Genomic DNA, 16475 nt, shown 5'->3' with positions numbered 1-16475 from the left:
CGCCGCCGGATGAGCACTTCGATCAAGGCCTTTTCACCGCTGGACGCCGGCGCCGCGGAGCCGATTTACCGGCAACTTTACTGGCGGTTCCGCAGCGCGATTGCCGACGGTTTGCTCAAGCCGGGCGAACGCATACCCGCAGCCCGGGCCCTGGCCAAGGAGCTGGGGTTGGCCAGGGGCACCATCGACACGGCGTATTCGCTGCTGGCAGCCGAGGGCTATATCCAGGCCCGAGGCCAGGCCGGCACGGTGGTGGCTGAAGGGATCAAGGCCAGCCTGCCGGAGCGCCCCATGACGGCCAGCGACCAGAATGCCGTGCGGCACAAGGCCGCCGTGTTGCCGTTTCAAATGGGGCTGCCCGCACTGGATGCGTTCCCTCGCAAGATCTGGTCGAAAATCGCCGCCCGCTGCGTGCGGGCCACCCAGGTCGCCGACATGGCCAACCCGTGCGTGTTCGGCCTGCACTCGCTGCGCACGGCGATTGCCAGCTACTTGCAGGTCGCCCGGGGCATCCACTGTTCGCCGGCGCAGGTCTTCGTCACCTCGGGCTATCGCAATACGCTGGGGCTGATCGCCCATGCACTGCTGGAACCGGGCGATCGGGTGCTGGTGGAAGACCCGGGCTACCTGTTCACCCGGCCGTTGCTGGATTACCTGAATATCAAGGCCATACCGGTGCCGGTGGACCCGGATGGCATGCAGGTATCCCGGGCCGTGCAACAGGGCAAAGGCGCCCGCGCCGTAGTGGTCACGCCGGCCCATCAAAGCCCGCTGTGTGTCTCGCTGTCCTTGCCCAGGCGCCTGGAACTGCTGGATTGGGCGAGTCGCCAGCAGGCCTGGATCATCGAGGACGACTACGACGGCGAATACCGCTACGTGAGCCGCCCGCTGCCGGCCCTCAAGAGCCTGGACCGCGACGGCCGAGTGCTGTACGCCGGAACCTTCAGCAAGGTGTTGTTCCCCGGCATCCGCCTGGCCTATCTGGTGGTGCCGGCAGCTCAAGTGGAACGCTTCGAACATGTCAGCCAGACCTTCCTCGGGGGCTGCCCGGAGTTGACCCAGGCGATCGTCGCAACGTTTATGACCGAGGGGCATTTTGCGCGGCATATCCAGCGCATGCGCAAGCTCTACGGTGAGCGTCGGGAGGCCACCGCCAGGGGCTTGCGCAAGGCCTTGGGCGAGCATATTTCGATTGACGCCCAGCCGGGCGGGATGCACTTGATCCTGCGCCTCAATGCACAACAGTCAGACCGCCTGTGCGTGGAACGCCTGGCGCAGGCCGGCATTTATGCCGAAGCCTTGAGCGACTGGAATATTCAAGGCCAGACCGGCCCCGGCCTGCTGCTGGGCTTTGCCAATATCGAATCCGAGGCCATCGCCGAAGCCCTTGGAAAACGCATCCTGGACGCACTCATGGCCTGATCCGCCTGCGCGTTCTTGGCTCTTTCGCCCACCGGCGAGTGGCGCCATGCTGGACAGCTTGTCCTCACCCGCCTGGAATGCCCATGCCCACTCCCCTGCGCAGCCTTGCAGTTTTCTGCGGTACCAATTTCGGCTTCAACCCGCGCTATGCGGATGGCGCCCAAGCCCTCGGCCGGGAAATCGCCCGGCGCGGCATACGCCTGGTCTACGGCGGCACCCACAAGGGCTTGATGGGCGTGGTGGCGGATGCTGCGCTGGCTGAAGGTGGCGAAGTCATCGGCGTGATCACCGAGTTACTGCATGAACGCGGCCATTCCCACGCCGGGCTTACCCACCATGAAGTGACTCAAGACATGCGCAGCCGCAAGACACGCATGAGCGACTGCGCCGACGGTTTCATTGCCTTGCCCGGCGGGCTGGGAACCCTGGAGGAGTTGTTCGAGGCGGCCACGCTGACCCAGGTCGGCGAACACCACAAGGGCGTGGCGTGCCTGAATACGGAGGGGTTCTTCAACCCGGTGCGCGCCCTGTTGGATCACGCCGTGAAGGAAGGCTTCATGAAGGTCGAGCACAGCCAGATGCTGATGTTCAACGAAGACCCCGGCGCCCTGATTGATGCCCTGGAGCAGTGGCAGGCGCCGATGGTTTCCAAGCTGATTGAGCCGGTGGCGAACTAACGTTTTTCGGCCTTGGCGATGCTGCTCCCGAATCCTTTCGCCAAGGCCTTTTTATTTACCACTGATAGGTCGCACTGGCCTGCACGGTACGCTGCGAGCCATACCAGCACCACGAGTAGGAATAGCAGGACGCGACGTACTCTTTATTCGCCAGGTTGGTGGCGTTTACCGCCAGGCGCAGGTTGTCACCCTGACGATTGATGTGCGGGATGTCGTAGTGCACCGCTGCATCAAACAGGGTGTAACCGGGCACCTTCAGGGTGTTGGCGGTATCGCCCCAGGAAGAACCGACATAGCGCGCACCGGCCCCCACGCCGAAGCCCTTCAGCGTGCCGTCGTGCAGGGTGTAATCCGCCCAGGCCGACGCGGTATGACGCGGCACCGCGTAGGTGGTGGTGCCTTCGGCCGCAATGGCCGGGCCGACACCGATGTCGCTGATGGGCGCATAACGCACGGTGTTGTTGGATTTGCTGATGCGGTTATCCAGGTAGGCATAGGCCGCAGTGATATCCAGGTTGTCGTTCAGGCTGGCCTTGCCTTCCAGTTCAAACCCGCGGGATTGCACTTCACCGTCCTGAATCTGGCAACGCGAGCCGTTGCACAGGTGGGAAGCGTCCGGGTCCAGCGTCGGTACGTTGGTCTGGCGCAGGTCGAAAATGGCAGCCGTGATGAAGCTGTTGCTGCCCGGCGGCTGGTACTTGATGCCGATTTCCGTCTGCTTGCCCTCGGTCGGCTGGAACGTCGAACCGCCGTAGCCCGTGCCGGATTGCGGCTGGAAGGATTCCGAGTAGCTGACATACGGCGCCAGGCCGTTATCGAACAGGTAGACCAGGCCCAGGCGGCCGGTGAAGGCCTTGCTGTCCTGGGACGACTTGGTCTTTTTCTGGGTGGTCATCGCCAGGGTACTGTTGTCGGTGCTGGCCCAGTCATAACGCCCGCCCATCAACAGCACCCATTTGTCCCACTTCATCTGCTCTTGCAGGTACACCCCCGTTTGCTCGCTGCGCGAGGTGGCGTCGCTGGTGTAGGCCGGCACCGGCACGGCCGCGCCGTAGACCGGGTCGAAAATATCCAGCGTAGGCCCTGCCGTGTACACGCCGTTGCCCGACTTGGTGTCAGTGCTGGTGTTCTGGTAATCGGCGCCCATCAGCACGGTGTGCTGCAACGGGCCGGTGTCGAATTTGGCCTGCAACTGGTTGTCGAGGGCATAGGCGTCGATGTTCACGTCGCTGGCAGTGGTCGAGCGCCGGATGGTGCGGTAATCGCTCTCCAGGTAGTTGCTGTAGAGGCTGCGGTATTGCCCTTCGCTGCGCAGGTAGCGCGCATTCTGGCGCACAGTCCAGACATCGTTGAAGTGATGTTCGAAGGCGTAGCCGATGGAGTAATACTCGCGGTCGCTCTTCTCGAAGCTTTTCTCGCCGTCGTAGAAATCCACGTCGATCTTGCGCCCCGTCGGGCTGTGCAGCACCGAGCCCCAGGCTGGCATCGAGCCGTAGGACGCGCCCTTGGGGTCCTTCTGGAAGTGCCCGAGCAAGGTCAGCGAGGTATTCTCGTCCGGTCGCCAGGTGAAGGCGCTGGACAGGGACTGGCGACGGGTTTCGGTGTGCTCGATCTGCCCGTCGGCATCGTCGAACAGGCCGGCAACGCGGTAGGAATAAACGCCTTGGTCGTCCAGCGGGCCACTCAAGTCAAAGGTCGTGCGCTTCTTGTTGAAGGTCCCGTACTCGACGCCGACTTCATGGAACGGCGTGTCCAGCGGGCGTTTGCTGACCATGTTGATCACGCCGCTGGGGGTGCCCTGCCCGTACAGCACCGACGCCGGCCCGCGCAGCACTTCGACGCGCTCCAGGTCGAAGGCGTCTTTTTGCGGCAGGGCATCCCGGCTCGAGGGCATACGCAGGCCGTCGAGGTAGGTCGCCGGGGTGAAGCCACGGATGGTCAACTGGTCGAGGCGCGAGGCGGTGGAGCCACGGGTTTCCGGGATCACGGCAGCGCTGTAGCGCAGGATCTGGTTGAGGCTCTCGGCGTTCTGCGCGCGCATCTGGTCTTTGGTGACCACTGAGATCGACTGCGGGGTTTCGATCAGTGCGGTGTCGGTCTTGGTGCCCGACAGGCTGCGGGTGGCCACGTAGCCAGACACCGGGCCGGTGGGGCTTTCCGACTGGTACGCGCCGCTGATGGTGGTGGCCTGCAACTCCATGGCGCCATCGGTGTGCGGGATGGCTTCGAGACGGTAGCGGTCGTCGGCGATCTTCAGGGCTTGCAGGCCGCTGCCGGCCAACACTTGGGCCAGGGCGGCGTCGGTATTGTATTGCCCGTTCAGGCCATTGCTGTGTTTGCCACGGGTCAGGCTCGAATCAAAGGCCAATACCAGGCCCGCCTGTTCGGCGAGGCTGTTGAGGGCCTGGCTCAGGTCACCGGCGGGAATGGAGAACGCAGCGCTTTCAGCCGCGTAGGACGCTTGAACGGTCAGCAGGGGTACGGCGGCAAACGCCATCGCCACTGAAAGGGTCAATGGCTGTAAAGGACGAGCAAGGCGCGACATGAGAAGTCCTGGGAAATGGGGGTTCTATTAGTCATGACGGCCATGTCGGAAAATCGGGTATGAATGAGAGCAGTTTTTATTCAGACTTTTTACAGCGGCTTGATCACCACCACCAAATCGGTGAAGTACTCGACCTTGATCGGCAGGTTATCCGCCAGTGACGCCAGGGCCGCGCCGGTGTCGTCGAGCTTGAATACCCCGGACACGCGCATCCCTTGCAGCGCCTGCGGATCAAAGCGCACCAGCCCATGGCGGTAACCGGCGAGGGTTTGCAGGACCTCGCTCAGGGGCTGGTCGTCGACCTTGAGCAAACCACGGGTCCAGGCATCCGGGTCGGCGTTGCCGATGGGTTGTGGGGTGCCGGCACGGCCGTCCTGGAGCGTGGACTTCTGCCCCGCCGGCACTTTCACGTCGCCCGCAACGGTGCCTTTGACGGCCACGGTGGACTCGATCACGGTGACCACGGTCGCGCCATCCTCGGCCTTGCGCACCAGGAACCGCGTGCCCAACGCCGTGGCCGTGCCCTGGTCGGTGTGCACCACGAACGGCCGTTGCGCGTCCTTGGCTACCTCGACCCACATCTCGCCCTGCAACAGTTCGATCACCCGTTGGTGGCCGTCAAACTTCACGTCCAGTGCCGAGTTGCTGTTGAGCTGCACCTGGCTGCCGTCGGTCAGTGCCACCTGGCGCCGTTCGCCCACGCTGGTGCGTTGGTCGGCCATCCACACCGGCAGGCGCTCAATCCCGGCCCAGCCGCACAGCAACACACCCAACAGCGCGACGGCCTGGGTGCTACGGGCGGCAAACCTTGTTTTCTGTGGGGCAAATGCACGGTTCAGGGCCATGCGCGCCGGGGCGGCGGGCAACTCGTCGAGGCTGCCCCACAGGCTGCGCATGCGCTCGATGGCGACGGCATGCCGTGGATCGGCCTGGCACCATTTCTCGAAGGCCGCGCGGTCGGCCTCGGTCACGTGGTCGTCGTGCAACAACGTCAGCCAGCGGGCGGCTTCACTGATGATCTGCTCGGAACTCACGACAGCGGGTCCGCCCCGTGCAGGGTGTGATAGCAATGCACCAACGCACTGGAGATGTAGTTCTTCACGGTGCTGGAAGACACCTGCAGTTGTTCGGCGATTTCGCTGTAGGTCAGCCCGTCGAGGCGACTGAGCAGGAATGCCTCGCGGGCCTTGGCGGGCAGGCCGATGAGCATTTCGGCAATGCGTTCCAGGGCCTGCAGTGCCACATGAATCGCCGCCGGGTCCGGCATGCCGGCATCTTCGCTCTGGATCGCCAGGGCTTCCATGTAGGCCTTTTCGATGCGCCGCCGACGCGCGCCATCGATCATCAAGCGCCCCGCCGTGGTGGCCAGGAAGGCGCGGGGTTCCTTGATGGTATGGGGATCGGCCAGCAGCAGGATGCGGATAAACGCGTCGTGGGCCAGGTCGGCGGCATGTTGCGAGCAGCCGAGTTTCTTGCGCAGCCAACCGTGCAACCAGGAATGATGGTCGCTGTAGAGGGTGGTGATGGTCTGCTGGCGACGGGTTGTATCACCATCAGCTACAGGAAAGTCATGCATGCGCAAAAATTTCTCAAACAAGAAAGATTACCAATTGCGCGAACGATGACAGTAAAACGAAGGGGGAGCAAGGATGGAGTGATGGGTTGCAATGAATCTGCGACTTGCTGTGCGCACCTTGAAAGCGACCAGTGCGCACGCGACACTTCTGCGACTCATACAAGGACATCACGCATGACAACCTTCGCCAACACGGTCTCCACCCGCGAGGCCTATCAACTGCTCAAGGACGTGGCATTAGAGGTTCGAACGCTGAAACCCGTCAGCTCCAGCGACGAGCAAATGGTTGTCGACATCGACGGCTGGCAGGTCACGCTGTCAACCTGCGGGACGGCTCTGGAGTGCTGCCTGCGCTGTATTGCACCGGATAACAGGCAAGGTTCACTGGACACCTGGCAACGTTACGGCACCAATCCGCTCGATCTGATGAGCCTGTGGGAGCGAACGCAGCTGCAGCGCCTGGTGCATGCAGCCTTCGTTCGCTGAACGTACGCTTTGCCCGCAATCACCCACTGCCAACATCAAACACTTTACGGATTAACGCCAGCTCCAGGAAACCCCGGTGTAAACCCCCATGCCATCCCCCGGCGTCGACCGCGCCACGTCCAGCCCCTTGTCGTCATAACCCGGCGTGACCGTGTTCGCGTAACGCCGGTTGGTCAGGTTGCGCAGGTCGACCCAGGCTTGCCAGTCGTGCTTCGGCGCGTCGTACCCGAGCGTCGCGCCGAGCAGTGTGTAGGCCGCCGCGTAGTAGGAGTTGGCGTAGTCCACCGCGACCCGCGATGAATGTTCGCCATTGAGGCTGGTGTAGAAACCGCTCGGGTGGCTGTAGCGCAATTGCGCCTGGTAGCAGTGCCTGGGGATGCCGGGCAAGGTGTTGTCGCCGAAGCGGTCGTCGTTGCGGTAGTGGAAGTCGCTGTAGGTGTAGGCCTGGCGCAGGGCGAGCTGGCCCGTGCGGCCCCCGTCCCACAGCGGGCTGATCAGGCTCAGCTCCAGGCCTTGGTGCACGGTTGGGCTGGCGTTGGATTCGGCGATTATTGCGGACGTGGTGGACGTCGCGGCCTGGGTTTCGACGCTGAGCAGTTCGTGGCGCACCTCGGAGCGGTACAGCGCCAGGTCCCACTGACCGAACCACGCTTCACCGCGACCGCCGACTTCCAGGGTGGTGGCGGTCTGGTTTTTCAGCTTCACCCCTTCACGCTGCAAACCGCTGGCCGGGCCGCTGCCCACGGGGAAGTACTTGTTGGAGCCCCAGATCATCGACCACGCATGGGGCGGTTCCACCGAGCGACTCAGGTTGCCGTACACCTGCAATTGGGGGCTGAAGTCGTAGCGCAGGCCAACCCTTGGTGCGTAATCCCAATCGTGCTGGCTGACGGGTGTGTGGGTCTGCGGGTAGCTGACTTCGGTTTCACGACGGGTGTAGATCGCCGCCAGCCCGGTGGTCAGCCACAGGTCCGACAGCAGTTCCAGGTCATTGCCGATATGCAGCACGCTGTCCGAACCCAGGTAGCTGTAGTCGCGGGTCCTGGTGCCGGGCGCGTAGCCCGCCGTATTGCCGGTGGGGATCCGCACGAACTCCGAGCCGCCGTTGTTCGGCATCGCCTGGGTGGTGCGCAGGCCGAGGGTGGTCTTGCTGTCACGCCCGAACAATGTGTCCTGGCGGATGTAATTCAGGGTGCCGCTGACGTCGGTGTAGGCAACCTTGAGACGATTGGTGCCCTCGCGCAGGTCCATCGGATAATCGTGATACGCCAGCCCGACCTCGACCCGGGCGTTGTCGTCCAGGTGCAGGGTGGTTTTGTTGGCGATCCAGGTCGAGCCCGGTTGCGTGCGTTTCGAGTCTCGCGCCACGTTGAGGCTGGCGGCGGCGCGCGGGTCGTGGCTGATCTGGTCGCGGGTCAGTTTGCCGGGGGAATCGTTGTCGGTTTCGCGGTAGCGAAAGTAGAAGCGGGTTTCCAGGTCGGGGTTGAAGCGGTAGCCGAAGTTGGCCGCGATGCCCTTGCCGCTGCCGGCGCTGTGGTCCTGGAAACCGTCGTATTGCGAGTCGGTGAGGCTGATGTAGTAGTCGGCATCCCCCAGCACCTGGCCCGAGCTGATCTCCCGCTGGCCGTAGCCATGGCTGCCGGCTTCGTAGCGTACTTGCAGCCTGGGCGCGTCGTAGCCGGTGTGGGTCACGTAATTGACTGCCCCACCCAGGGCCAATGCGCCCTGGTCAAAACCGTTGGCGCCACGCAGCACTTCAACGCGGCTGAGCCACAACGGGTCCTTGAGTTCGTAGGGCGTGCCACCCGGGCCGGTCAGTGGCAGGCCGTCGAAGGTTTCATACAGGCCGGAAGCGTGGGCGCCCGGGCCCCGGTTGATACCCGAGCCACGGATCGAAAGCTTCACCCCTTCGTTGTTTGCCGCCTTGGCATAAACACCGGCCTGGTACTTGAATACGTCCTCGTTGGTGCTCACCCGCCCCTGATCGACGCTGCCCATGTCGATGTAGTTGGTAGCGCCGGGCACGCTCTTGAGCTGGGCCTCGGCCAGTTCGTCGGCGCTGAGTTCGGCGCTGCTGACTTCGACGGGTGCCAGTTGCAATGTGTCGTCAGCCTGGGAAACCGGGCTGAAGCTCAGGGCGGCGCCAAAGCCCAGCAAGGGCCAGGCTTTTCGGGAGGTGAACGGAAACGCGGGGGGCATGGGGGGTAAATCCTTGGAATTCGTTTTTGCGACGGGCTCGGTCCGGCACAAGGTCTGTGGTGGGAAGCCCGTGAAGCGCGGCGGGTCACCATTGATGAACGCACAGGCCCCCATCGGCGTTAAGTCCAAAATAGAATTACCAAATGCAAACTCAGTATTTATGGAAATAAGCGGCACCGATTACTGTAGAGCCATTGAGTCCCCAGAGATTTACGTCATGCAAACATCCGCCACCGTCATCGATTTCACCCTCCACCGCAAACGCCGCCAGGCTCGCGCAGCGGCTGAACTGATGTGGGCGATGTATGCGGCACGGGCCGGGGTCGCGCTGTTTACCGCACACGTCACCACGTCCAGCGATACCCGCCGGGCGTGAGGCGATGAATTTCCTGCACGCGATACCCGAAGTGCCCGACCTCCCCACCAAACCCAAGGACTGCAACAGCGGCGACGATGACGCCATCGGCCAGTGCGTCGCGCAGAACTTGCAGCGCCTGCGCAGTAAACGCTACCTGTCGCTGGATGCCCTGGCGCGCAACTGCGGCGTAAGCCGGGCGATGCTCGCGCAGATCGAGTCCGGGCGCAGCGTGCCGTCGATCAAGGTGCTGTGCAAGATCGCCAAAGGCTTGAAAGTGTCGGTGGCGGCGTTCCTGGAAAATCGAGCGTTCGAAGGGGTTGAGCTGCTGCCGGCGCAACAGAGCAAACGCCTGGTGAGTGCCGATGGCAGCTTCATCAGCCGGGCGCTGTTTCCGTACGATATGGCGCGCCAGTCGGAGTTCTACGAGATACGCCTGAAGGCCCTCGGCGAGGAAACTTCAGAAGGTCACGGGCCCGGCATCCAGGAAAACCTGGTGGTGGCCCAGGGCGTGCTGGAAGTCAGCGTCAACGAGGAACGCTACCTGCTGTCTACCGGTGACTCGATTTTGTTCTACGCCGACCAGCCCCACCGCTATCGCAACCCCGCAGACAGTGAGGCGGTGGCGTTCCTGGTGATCACCTACCCGGAACGCCTGGACTGAAACGCAAAAAGCCCCGGCACTCGCCGGGGCTTTTTAGATTTCACGCCAAACCAATCAGCAGGTGCAGCACATCATCGGCATGCCGTTGCAGCTCATCATCATCGGCATGGCGCAGTCGTTCATCATCTTCATCATCAGCATGCAGCAGTTGTTCATCATGTCCATGCTCATGCCAGGCATCGGCATCATCTTGCAGGTCATGCAGTCGGCTTCCATCTTGCATTCCATGACGCACTTCATCATCGGCATAGGCATGCCCATCGGCATCATCATCGGCATGTTCATGGTCGACATGCTGTTCATCATCGCCATGCCGTCTTCAGACATGCACATCATCGACATGTTGGCGCACTGCATCATCATCGGCATGCCGCAGTTCATCATCATCGCCATCATTTCGGCGTTATTCTTGAACATCGCCATGTCCATGCCAGCGGCCGGCTTCATGGTGCACATCATGGCCTCGTCGGTCATCTTGCAGGTCATGGTTGCCATCATCATCGGCATGCCCATCATCGGCATCATCGGCATCGCGTTGTTCATTGGCATCTGTATGGCGTTCATCATCTTCGAAACTCCGTAATCGACAGGAAATGAGTAAGTTCTGGGGCCGATTCTAGAGAGGCCGCACAACGGCGCAAGACGCTGGCCCTGCAGCAGGAATAGACGCTGCATGGGGATTTCCCGGGGCGCGGCAGCGGATAATTCCGCGATGACAGATGCTTTGGCGTGATCACGCCGGCCGGCTCCGCTATCAGGGCCAAACCGGCGCGATGGATATGCGATTGGGGAATGGCCCCCAATCAGAAGGAAATAAACGATCTAACCACGGTAGAAATACCCGCTCATTCGGCGAAGAAGCGGTTCGCCGGACGCGGCAGCCCGAGGTTTTCCCGCAGGGTAGAGCCTTCGTACTCGCGCCGGAAGATCCCGCGCCCCTGCAACTCGGGCACCACCCTGGCCACAAAGTCATCGAGCCCGCCCGGCAGCCACGGGAACATGATGTTGAAGCCATCGCTGCCCTCTTCTTCCAGCCACTGCTGCATCTCATCGGCAATACTGTGGGCGGTGCCGACAAACGAGAGACCTGCATAACCGCCAAGACGCTGGGCCAATTGGCGCACCGTCAACTGTTCGCGATCAGCCAGCGCCAGTACCCGTTCGCGGGAGCTCTGGCTGGCGTTGGTTTGGGGAATCGCCGGGAGGTATTGGTCGGGATCAAACTTCGTCGCGTCGGTACCCAGCGCGATCGACAGCGAGGCAATCGCACTTTCGTAATGCACCAGGCTGTCGAGATGCGCACGAATCCGCCGCGCATCTTCCAGCGTATCGCCGACCACCACAAACGCCCCGGGCAAGATCTTCAGATGGTCGGGATGCCGCCCCACCGCCAGCATCCGGCGCTTGATATCGGCATAGAATTTACGCCCTTCCTCGAGCGTGCCGGGCGCCACGAAGATCACCTCGGCGGTTTCTGCCGCCAATTGCCGGCCGGGCTCCGAGGCGCCGGCCTGCACGATCACCGGCCAGCCCTGCACCGGGCGGGCAATGTGCAGCGGGCCGCGCACATTGAGGTAGCGGCCCTGGTGATTGAGGGTGTGCAGCTTGTCGGGGTCGAAGTACACACCGCTGTCGGCATCGCGGATGAAGGCATCATCGGCCCAACTGTCCCAGAGCCCGGTGACCACATCGTAGAACTCCCGCGCACGGGCGTAGCGCTCGTCGTGAGCATAGGCCTGCTCCAGGCCGAAATTCTGCGCCGCATCCGGGTTGGCAGTGGTGACGATATTCCAGCCGGCGCGGCCGTTGCTCAGGTGATCCAGGGACGCGAAGCGCCGGGCAATGTGGAACGGTTCGTCGTAGGTGGTCGAGGCCGTGGCTACCAGGCCGATGTGCTCGGTGGCCTGGCTCAGGGCCGACAATAAGGTGAACGGTTCGAAGGAGGTGGCGGTGTGGCTGCGCTTCAACGCGTCGATGGGCATGTTGAGCAGGGCCAGGTGGTCGGCCATGAAGAACGCATCGAAACGCGCTTTCTCCAGGGTTTGGGCAAACTGCTTGAGGTGCGTGAAGTTGAAGTTGGCGTCACGGTAAGCGCCGGGATAGCGCCAGGCGCCGGTGTGGATGCTGACCGGACGCATGAACGCGCCCAGCTTCAGTTGGCGTTGAGTGGTCATGGAAAGCCCCTGATCGAGAGGGGCCCAGCATCGGATGGGCGAACGGCGTCTGTCTAATAACCAAAGGATCTGACTTATGCCTGCGCGGATCGGCTGTTGTAGTACGCCAGAAATTCTTCGGAGGCGACATGGTCTGCCATGCCCCGCAGCTGCGCGGCCGAATCATGCCCCAACACCTCCTCTACCCGGTTATTGGCGGCCGCCCAGTACACCAGCGCCTCACTGAACAGCGCTTCGCCCTTGGGCGTGAGCACGCAGCGTTTGGTGCGCTTGTCCAGGGCATCCGGGCGCAGCTCGACAATCCCGTCGCGCACCAGCGGCTTCATCGCATGGGTCAGCGCCGACATCAGGATCGCCAGGCGTCCGGCCAGCTCCTGCAACGTCGGCCCTGCCTGCTCATCCACCGCCGCCCACCGGGCGATTTCACCCAGCAAGCCGACCTGCGTAGCCTTCAGGCCAATCGGCGCCAGCGCTTCGTCATACAGTTGGCCCAGCCGCCGGGCGGCACGGCGCAGTGCGTTGTTGGTGCACGCCACGTCCCCCAGCAGGCTCAAAAGGTCGGCACGGGCATCAGGCTTGTCAGTCTTGTGTGTTGGCATTTTCAGATCCTCCATGCCGGTAGAATGATTGAGTACTAAACCATTGACAAGGACAAACGCCAAGCCTATAACTTGAGCCCTCAACAATATTGGTTGAGTACTCATCTATTGGAGCCGTTCATGTCGATCCCTGCTTCCACAAAAATTGCCCTGATCACGGGTGCTTCTTCAGGTATTGGCGCCGTGTATGCCGACCGATTGGCAGCCCGTGGCTACGACTTGATCCTGGTCGCCCGTCGTGAAGACCGCCTCGAAGCCCTGGCGGCGAAGATCACTCAAGCCTACGGGCGCGAGGTCCAGACCATCGGCGCCGACCTGGTAAACCCCGCGGACCTGGCCCGTGTTGAAAGCCTGCTCGCCGGCAACCCGGCGATCCAGGTGCTGGTGAATAACGCCGGCCTGGCCCGCCTGCATCCGCTGGCTCAATCCTCGGTCGAGGATTCCACGACCCAGATCGCCCTGAACATCACCGCCCTCACCCGCCTGACCCACGCGGCGCTGCCGGGCATGCTGGTGCGCAATGAAGGTTTGATCATCAACGTGGCATCGGTGTTGGGCGTGCACTCGCTGCCGGTCAGCTCGGTGTACAGCGGCACCAAGAGCTATGTCCTGGCATTCAGCCGTGGCTTGCAATCGGAACTGGCGGAAACCGGGGTGAAGGTGCAGATCGTGTTGCCGGCAGCCACCGCTACCGAGATCTGGGACGCGTCGGGCATTCAGCTTTCCGCCCTGGAACAGGAGTCGGTCATGACCACCGAAAACCTGGTGGACGCGGCACTGGCCGGGCTGGATCAGGGTGAGACGATCACCTGGCCGTCGGTGGCCGATGGTTCGTTGTGGGAGACCTATGATGCGGCGCGTGGTGCGTTGTTTGCGGCCACGCAAACAGGCAAGCCGGCGCCCCGGTATGGGATCGTCTGAGGCGCCAGCCGGCTTTATTGAATACCGATGGAAATACGCCGCACAGTCTGCTCCTCACGGGGCAGGCTGATGTCGCCTTCGTAGGTGCACTCGCGGCCGGTGCAGCTGTTTTCCACGGTCACCGGCGCAAGGCTTTTGACCGGAAAGCGCGGTTTGGGCTCAGCCTGCGGCGTGAGCGGTACAGCGCTGAGGACAGGTGCCTCGTAGGTCAGGTCCAGGCTGGACGCGTGGGCCTGGGTGGCCAGAACGGCGAGCAGTGCGCTCGCCATGACAGTCCTTGTAAACAACATCGAAATCTTTCCGGGCAGCAAAAAATGAAGGGGCAATGATAAACCCTTGAGCTGCCGGGTTGAAGTCAACGTGCCTGGACGGCAGGTTCCAGCACCAATACGTTGGAGGGGCCCGCACGGAATGTCGGGTTGTGCTTCGCGGCTTCCAGCATGTGCGGCGCTGCGTGGTGATCCTTGAGCGCCGCCTTTGAAGCCCACGTCTCGATCAACACAAAACTGTCGCTGTTGCCCTCGACCGGATGCAGGTCGTACTGGATACAACCGGCTTCGGCCCGGACCAGCGGAGCGAGCCCGGCAAAGGCCGCCAACTGGTCCGCACCCCGGCCAGGCTGGGTATTGATGATGACGACAAGCCGCACTTCATCGGACATAAACAGCACCGTTATCGATAAGGAAATTGAGGCGCCACAGTAAGGGATGCCATTCTCTGGCGCTATGAAAAATCTATCAGTAAGCTACTTTCACTGATTGGATTGAGTCAGCACTCAAGCCCTCCCCCTTTTCTGCACCCGGCGATAACCACGTGATCGAAGTAACCGAAGTTTCCATTGCCCAGCTGCGCACTGCGCTCGAATCCGGCCAGACCACGGCGGTTGTACTGGTCGAGGCTTACCTCGCCAGGATCGACGCCTACGACGCCCCCACGACTGCCACCGCGCTCAACGCGGTGGTGGTGCGCAACCCGCAAGCGCTGGAGGAAGCCCGGGCATCCGACGCACGCCGGGCCAGCGGCACAACCCTGGGCCCGCTCGACGGCATTCCCTACACAGCCAAGGACAGCTACCTGGTCAAGGGCCTCACCGCCGCTTCCGGCAGCCCGGCTTTCGCGAACCTGGTTGCCTACCGCGATGCGTTCACCATCGAGCGACTGCGGGCAACAGGCGCCATTTGCCTGGGCAAGACCAACATGCCGCCGATGGCCAACGGCGGCATGCAGCGCGGCGTATATGGCCGGGCCGAGAGCCCGTACAACGCCGACTACCTCACCGCACCGTTCGCCTCGGGCTCCTCCAACGGCGCCGGCACGGCCACTGCGGCGAGCTTCGCGGCGTTTGGCCTGGCGGAAGAAACCTGGTCCAGCGGGCGCGGCCCGGCGTCCAACAATGGCCTGTGTGCCTACACCCCGTCCCGTGGCGTGATCTCGGTGCGCGGCAACTGGCCGCTGACCCCGACCATGGACGTGGTCGTGCCTTACGCCCGGACCATGGCCGACCTGCTTGAAGTGCTCGACGTCGTGGTCGCAGAAGACCCCGACACACGCGGCGACCTGTGGCGGATGCAACCCTGGGTGCCAATCCCCGGCGTCGCCTCGGTACGCCCGCAGTCCTACGCAGACCTGGCCGCGACCGGCGATGCACTCGCTGGCAAACGCTTCGGCGTGCCGCGCATGTACATCAATGCCGACCCCGAGGCAGGCACCAGCGACGCCCCGGGAATCGGCGGCCCTACTGGCCAGCCAATCAAAACCCGGGCCTCGGTGATCGAGCTCTGGGAAGCTGCGCGCAAGGCACTTGAAGCCGCCGGCGCAGAAGTGGTCGAGGTGGATTTCCCGCTGGTCTCCAATTGCGAAGGCGATCGCCCGGGCGCACCGAAAGTGTTTACCCGAGGCCTGGTCTCCAAGGAATTCCTCCACGATGAATTGTGGGAACTGTCGGCCTGGGCGTTCGATGATTTCCTGCGGGCCAACGGCGACCCTGCGCTGAACCGCCTGGCGGATGTCGACGGCCCGAAGATCTTCCCCCACGACCCCGGCACCCTGCCCAACCGCGAAGACGACCTGGCCGCCGGCATGGACGAATACGTGCGCATGGCCGAGCGCGGCATCACGCCGTGGGACAGGATCAGCACCGTGCCCGACGGCCTGCGCGGCCTGGAACAGACACGACGCATCGACCTTGAAGACTGGATGGATAACCTGGGGCTGGATGCGGTGATTTTTCCGACAGTCGCCGACGTAGGTCCGGCGGATGCGGATGTGAATCCCGCGTCGGCGGATATCGCCTGGAGCAACGGAGTGTGGGTCGCCAACGGCAACCTCGCCATCCGCCATTTGGGCGTGCCGACAGTGACGGTGCCCATGGGCGTCATGGCCGACATCGGCATGCCGGTGGGGCTGACATTTGCCGGCCGGGCGTATGACGATTCGGCGCTGCTGCGATTGGCATCGGCCTATGAGTCGACGGGCAGCAAGCGCCTGGTGCCGCCGCGCACGCCGGCGCTGGTGGCTCGTCAGGACTGATTGATTTCGCTGCTGATCTTGCGCATCAACCGATCGGCTTCCGACCCGGGTTCAAATCGAAAGCCACGCATCTCATCGAGGAGCAGGCAATCGCTGATGGCCTCCCAAAGTTGCTCTTGGGTCGGCTTGTTGCGCAACAGTATGTATGAAAGCAGCAGGCGTTCGAGGGGAACGCCTCGAATACAGGCCGTTTCAATGATTGCCAGCAGGATAAAGCGCAGTCGAACTTCCCGCTCCGTGGGCCAAACCGTTTTTCGCTTACCCAATGCCGGGCCTCAGTGTCAGGAAAAGCGTGAGGCTATGGCCCAGAGGGGTGGCGTTTCAAGCG

17 protein-coding genes are annotated in these 16475 nt (G+C 62.8%); 8 read left to right on the top strand and 9 right to left on the bottom strand.

Going from position 1 to position 16475, the window contains the following annotated elements; all coding sequences use genetic code 11:
• Positions 1 to 9: 9 nt before the first annotated feature.
• Both pdxR and ACW9I6_RS09105 read left to right on the top strand, forming a co-directional pair.
• A complete protein-coding gene (pdxR, locus tag ACW9I6_RS09110; protein WP_457339206.1) occupies positions 10 to 1422 on the top strand; it encodes a MocR-like pyridoxine biosynthesis transcription factor PdxR in 1413 nt (470 codons plus the stop codon).
• A gap of 77 nt (positions 1423 to 1499) precedes the next feature.
• Positions 1500 to 2099, top strand: a complete 600-nt coding sequence (locus tag ACW9I6_RS09105; protein ID WP_177021635.1) for an LOG family protein — start codon at positions 1500 to 1502, stop codon at positions 2097 to 2099.
• Positions 2100 to 2154: 55 nt separating this feature from the next.
• On the opposite strand, the gene ACW9I6_RS09100 is transcribed toward ACW9I6_RS09105, so the two are convergent.
• From ACW9I6_RS09100 to ACW9I6_RS09090, 3 genes are all read right to left on the bottom strand, one after another.
• On the bottom strand, positions 2155 to 4644 hold the full coding sequence (locus ACW9I6_RS09100; protein ID WP_457339205.1) for a TonB-dependent siderophore receptor: 2490 nt from the start codon (positions 4642 to 4644) through the stop codon (positions 2155 to 2157).
• A gap of 89 nt (positions 4645 to 4733) precedes the next feature.
• Entirely contained in the window at positions 4734 to 5678 is a 945-nt protein-coding gene (locus tag ACW9I6_RS09095; RefSeq protein ID WP_008435992.1) for a FecR family protein, read from the bottom strand.
• Positions 5675 to 6220: a sigma-70 family RNA polymerase sigma factor gene (locus ACW9I6_RS09090; protein WP_102605591.1), complete on the bottom strand. Its 546-nt coding sequence runs from the start codon at positions 6218 to 6220 to the stop codon at positions 5675 to 5677. Before ACW9I6_RS09090 ends, ACW9I6_RS09095 begins: the two co-directional genes overlap by 4 nt.
• A 174-nt stretch (positions 6221 to 6394) precedes the next feature.
• Between ACW9I6_RS09090 and ACW9I6_RS09085 the strand changes: the two genes are divergently transcribed.
• Complete coding sequence (locus ACW9I6_RS09085; RefSeq protein WP_102605590.1) at positions 6395 to 6706, top strand: DUF7693 family protein; 312 nt, start codon at positions 6395 to 6397, stop codon at positions 6704 to 6706.
• Between the two features lie 51 nt (positions 6707 to 6757).
• On the opposite strand, the gene ACW9I6_RS09080 is transcribed toward ACW9I6_RS09085, so the two are convergent.
• A complete protein-coding gene (locus ACW9I6_RS09080) occupies positions 6758 to 8905 on the bottom strand; it encodes a TonB-dependent receptor family protein (protein WP_457339204.1) in 2148 nt (715 codons plus the stop codon).
• Between the two features lie 217 nt (positions 8906 to 9122).
• On the opposite strand from ACW9I6_RS09080, the gene ACW9I6_RS09075 reads away from it, so the two are divergent.
• The 3 genes from ACW9I6_RS09075 to ACW9I6_RS09065 all read left to right on the top strand — a co-directional run bounded on the left by ACW9I6_RS09075 (position 9123) and on the right by ACW9I6_RS09065 (position 10507).
• Positions 9123 to 9281, top strand: a complete 159-nt coding sequence (locus ACW9I6_RS09075; RefSeq protein WP_003219684.1) for a hypothetical protein — start codon at positions 9123 to 9125, stop codon at positions 9279 to 9281.
• Positions 9282 to 9285: 4 nt separating this feature from the next.
• On the top strand, positions 9286 to 9924 hold the full coding sequence (locus tag ACW9I6_RS09070; protein WP_177067190.1) for a helix-turn-helix domain-containing protein: 639 nt from the start codon (positions 9286 to 9288) through the stop codon (positions 9922 to 9924).
• Positions 9925 to 9985: 61 nt separating this feature from the next.
• On the top strand, positions 9986 to 10507 hold the full coding sequence (locus tag ACW9I6_RS09065; RefSeq protein WP_043225000.1) for a hypothetical protein: 522 nt from the start codon (positions 9986 to 9988) through the stop codon (positions 10505 to 10507).
• Between the two features lie 262 nt (positions 10508 to 10769).
• Here ACW9I6_RS09065 and ACW9I6_RS09060 read toward each other — a convergent pair whose 3' ends face one another.
• Both ACW9I6_RS09060 and ACW9I6_RS09055 read right to left on the bottom strand, forming a co-directional pair.
• On the bottom strand, positions 10770 to 12098 hold the full coding sequence (locus tag ACW9I6_RS09060; protein WP_003219678.1) for an LLM class flavin-dependent oxidoreductase: 1329 nt from the start codon (positions 12096 to 12098) through the stop codon (positions 10770 to 10772).
• A 74-nt stretch (positions 12099 to 12172) separates the two neighbouring features.
• Complete coding sequence (locus ACW9I6_RS09055) at positions 12173 to 12697, bottom strand: MarR family winged helix-turn-helix transcriptional regulator (RefSeq protein WP_457339203.1); 525 nt, start codon at positions 12695 to 12697, stop codon at positions 12173 to 12175.
• A gap of 120 nt (positions 12698 to 12817) precedes the next feature.
• On the opposite strand from ACW9I6_RS09055, the gene ACW9I6_RS09050 reads away from it, so the two are divergent.
• Positions 12818 to 13618 (top strand): SDR family NAD(P)-dependent oxidoreductase, encoded by an 801-nt coding sequence (locus ACW9I6_RS09050; RefSeq protein ID WP_457339202.1) that lies wholly within the window; start codon positions 12818 to 12820, stop codon positions 13616 to 13618.
• A 14-nt stretch (positions 13619 to 13632) separates the two neighbouring features.
• Here ACW9I6_RS09050 and ACW9I6_RS09045 read toward each other — a convergent pair whose 3' ends face one another.
• Both ACW9I6_RS09045 and ACW9I6_RS09040 read right to left on the bottom strand, forming a co-directional pair.
• Positions 13633 to 13887 (bottom strand): hypothetical protein, encoded by a 255-nt coding sequence (locus ACW9I6_RS09045; protein ID WP_003219674.1) that lies wholly within the window; start codon positions 13885 to 13887, stop codon positions 13633 to 13635.
• Between the two features lie 86 nt (positions 13888 to 13973).
• Positions 13974 to 14279: a putative quinol monooxygenase gene (locus ACW9I6_RS09040; protein ID WP_003219672.1), complete on the bottom strand. Its 306-nt coding sequence runs from the start codon at positions 14277 to 14279 to the stop codon at positions 13974 to 13976.
• A gap of 152 nt (positions 14280 to 14431) precedes the next feature.
• Here ACW9I6_RS09040 and ACW9I6_RS09035 point away from each other — a divergent pair, with 152 nt between their 5' ends.
• Complete coding sequence (locus tag ACW9I6_RS09035) at positions 14432 to 16147, top strand: amidase (RefSeq protein WP_457339201.1); 1716 nt, start codon at positions 14432 to 14434, stop codon at positions 16145 to 16147.
• Here the strand turns inward: ACW9I6_RS09035 and ACW9I6_RS09030 are convergent.
• Entirely contained in the window at positions 16138 to 16413 is a 276-nt protein-coding gene (locus ACW9I6_RS09030; RefSeq protein ID WP_003219667.1) for a hypothetical protein, read from the bottom strand. The genes ACW9I6_RS09035 and ACW9I6_RS09030 overlap by 10 nt on opposite strands.
• Positions 16414 to 16475 lie beyond the last annotated feature (62 nt).

It is taken from the genome of Pseudomonas sp. SDO5522_S412, assembly GCF_054071215.1.
The sequence above is the reverse complement of the archived record's forward strand: the minus strand, read 5'-3'. Positions and strand labels throughout refer to the sequence as shown.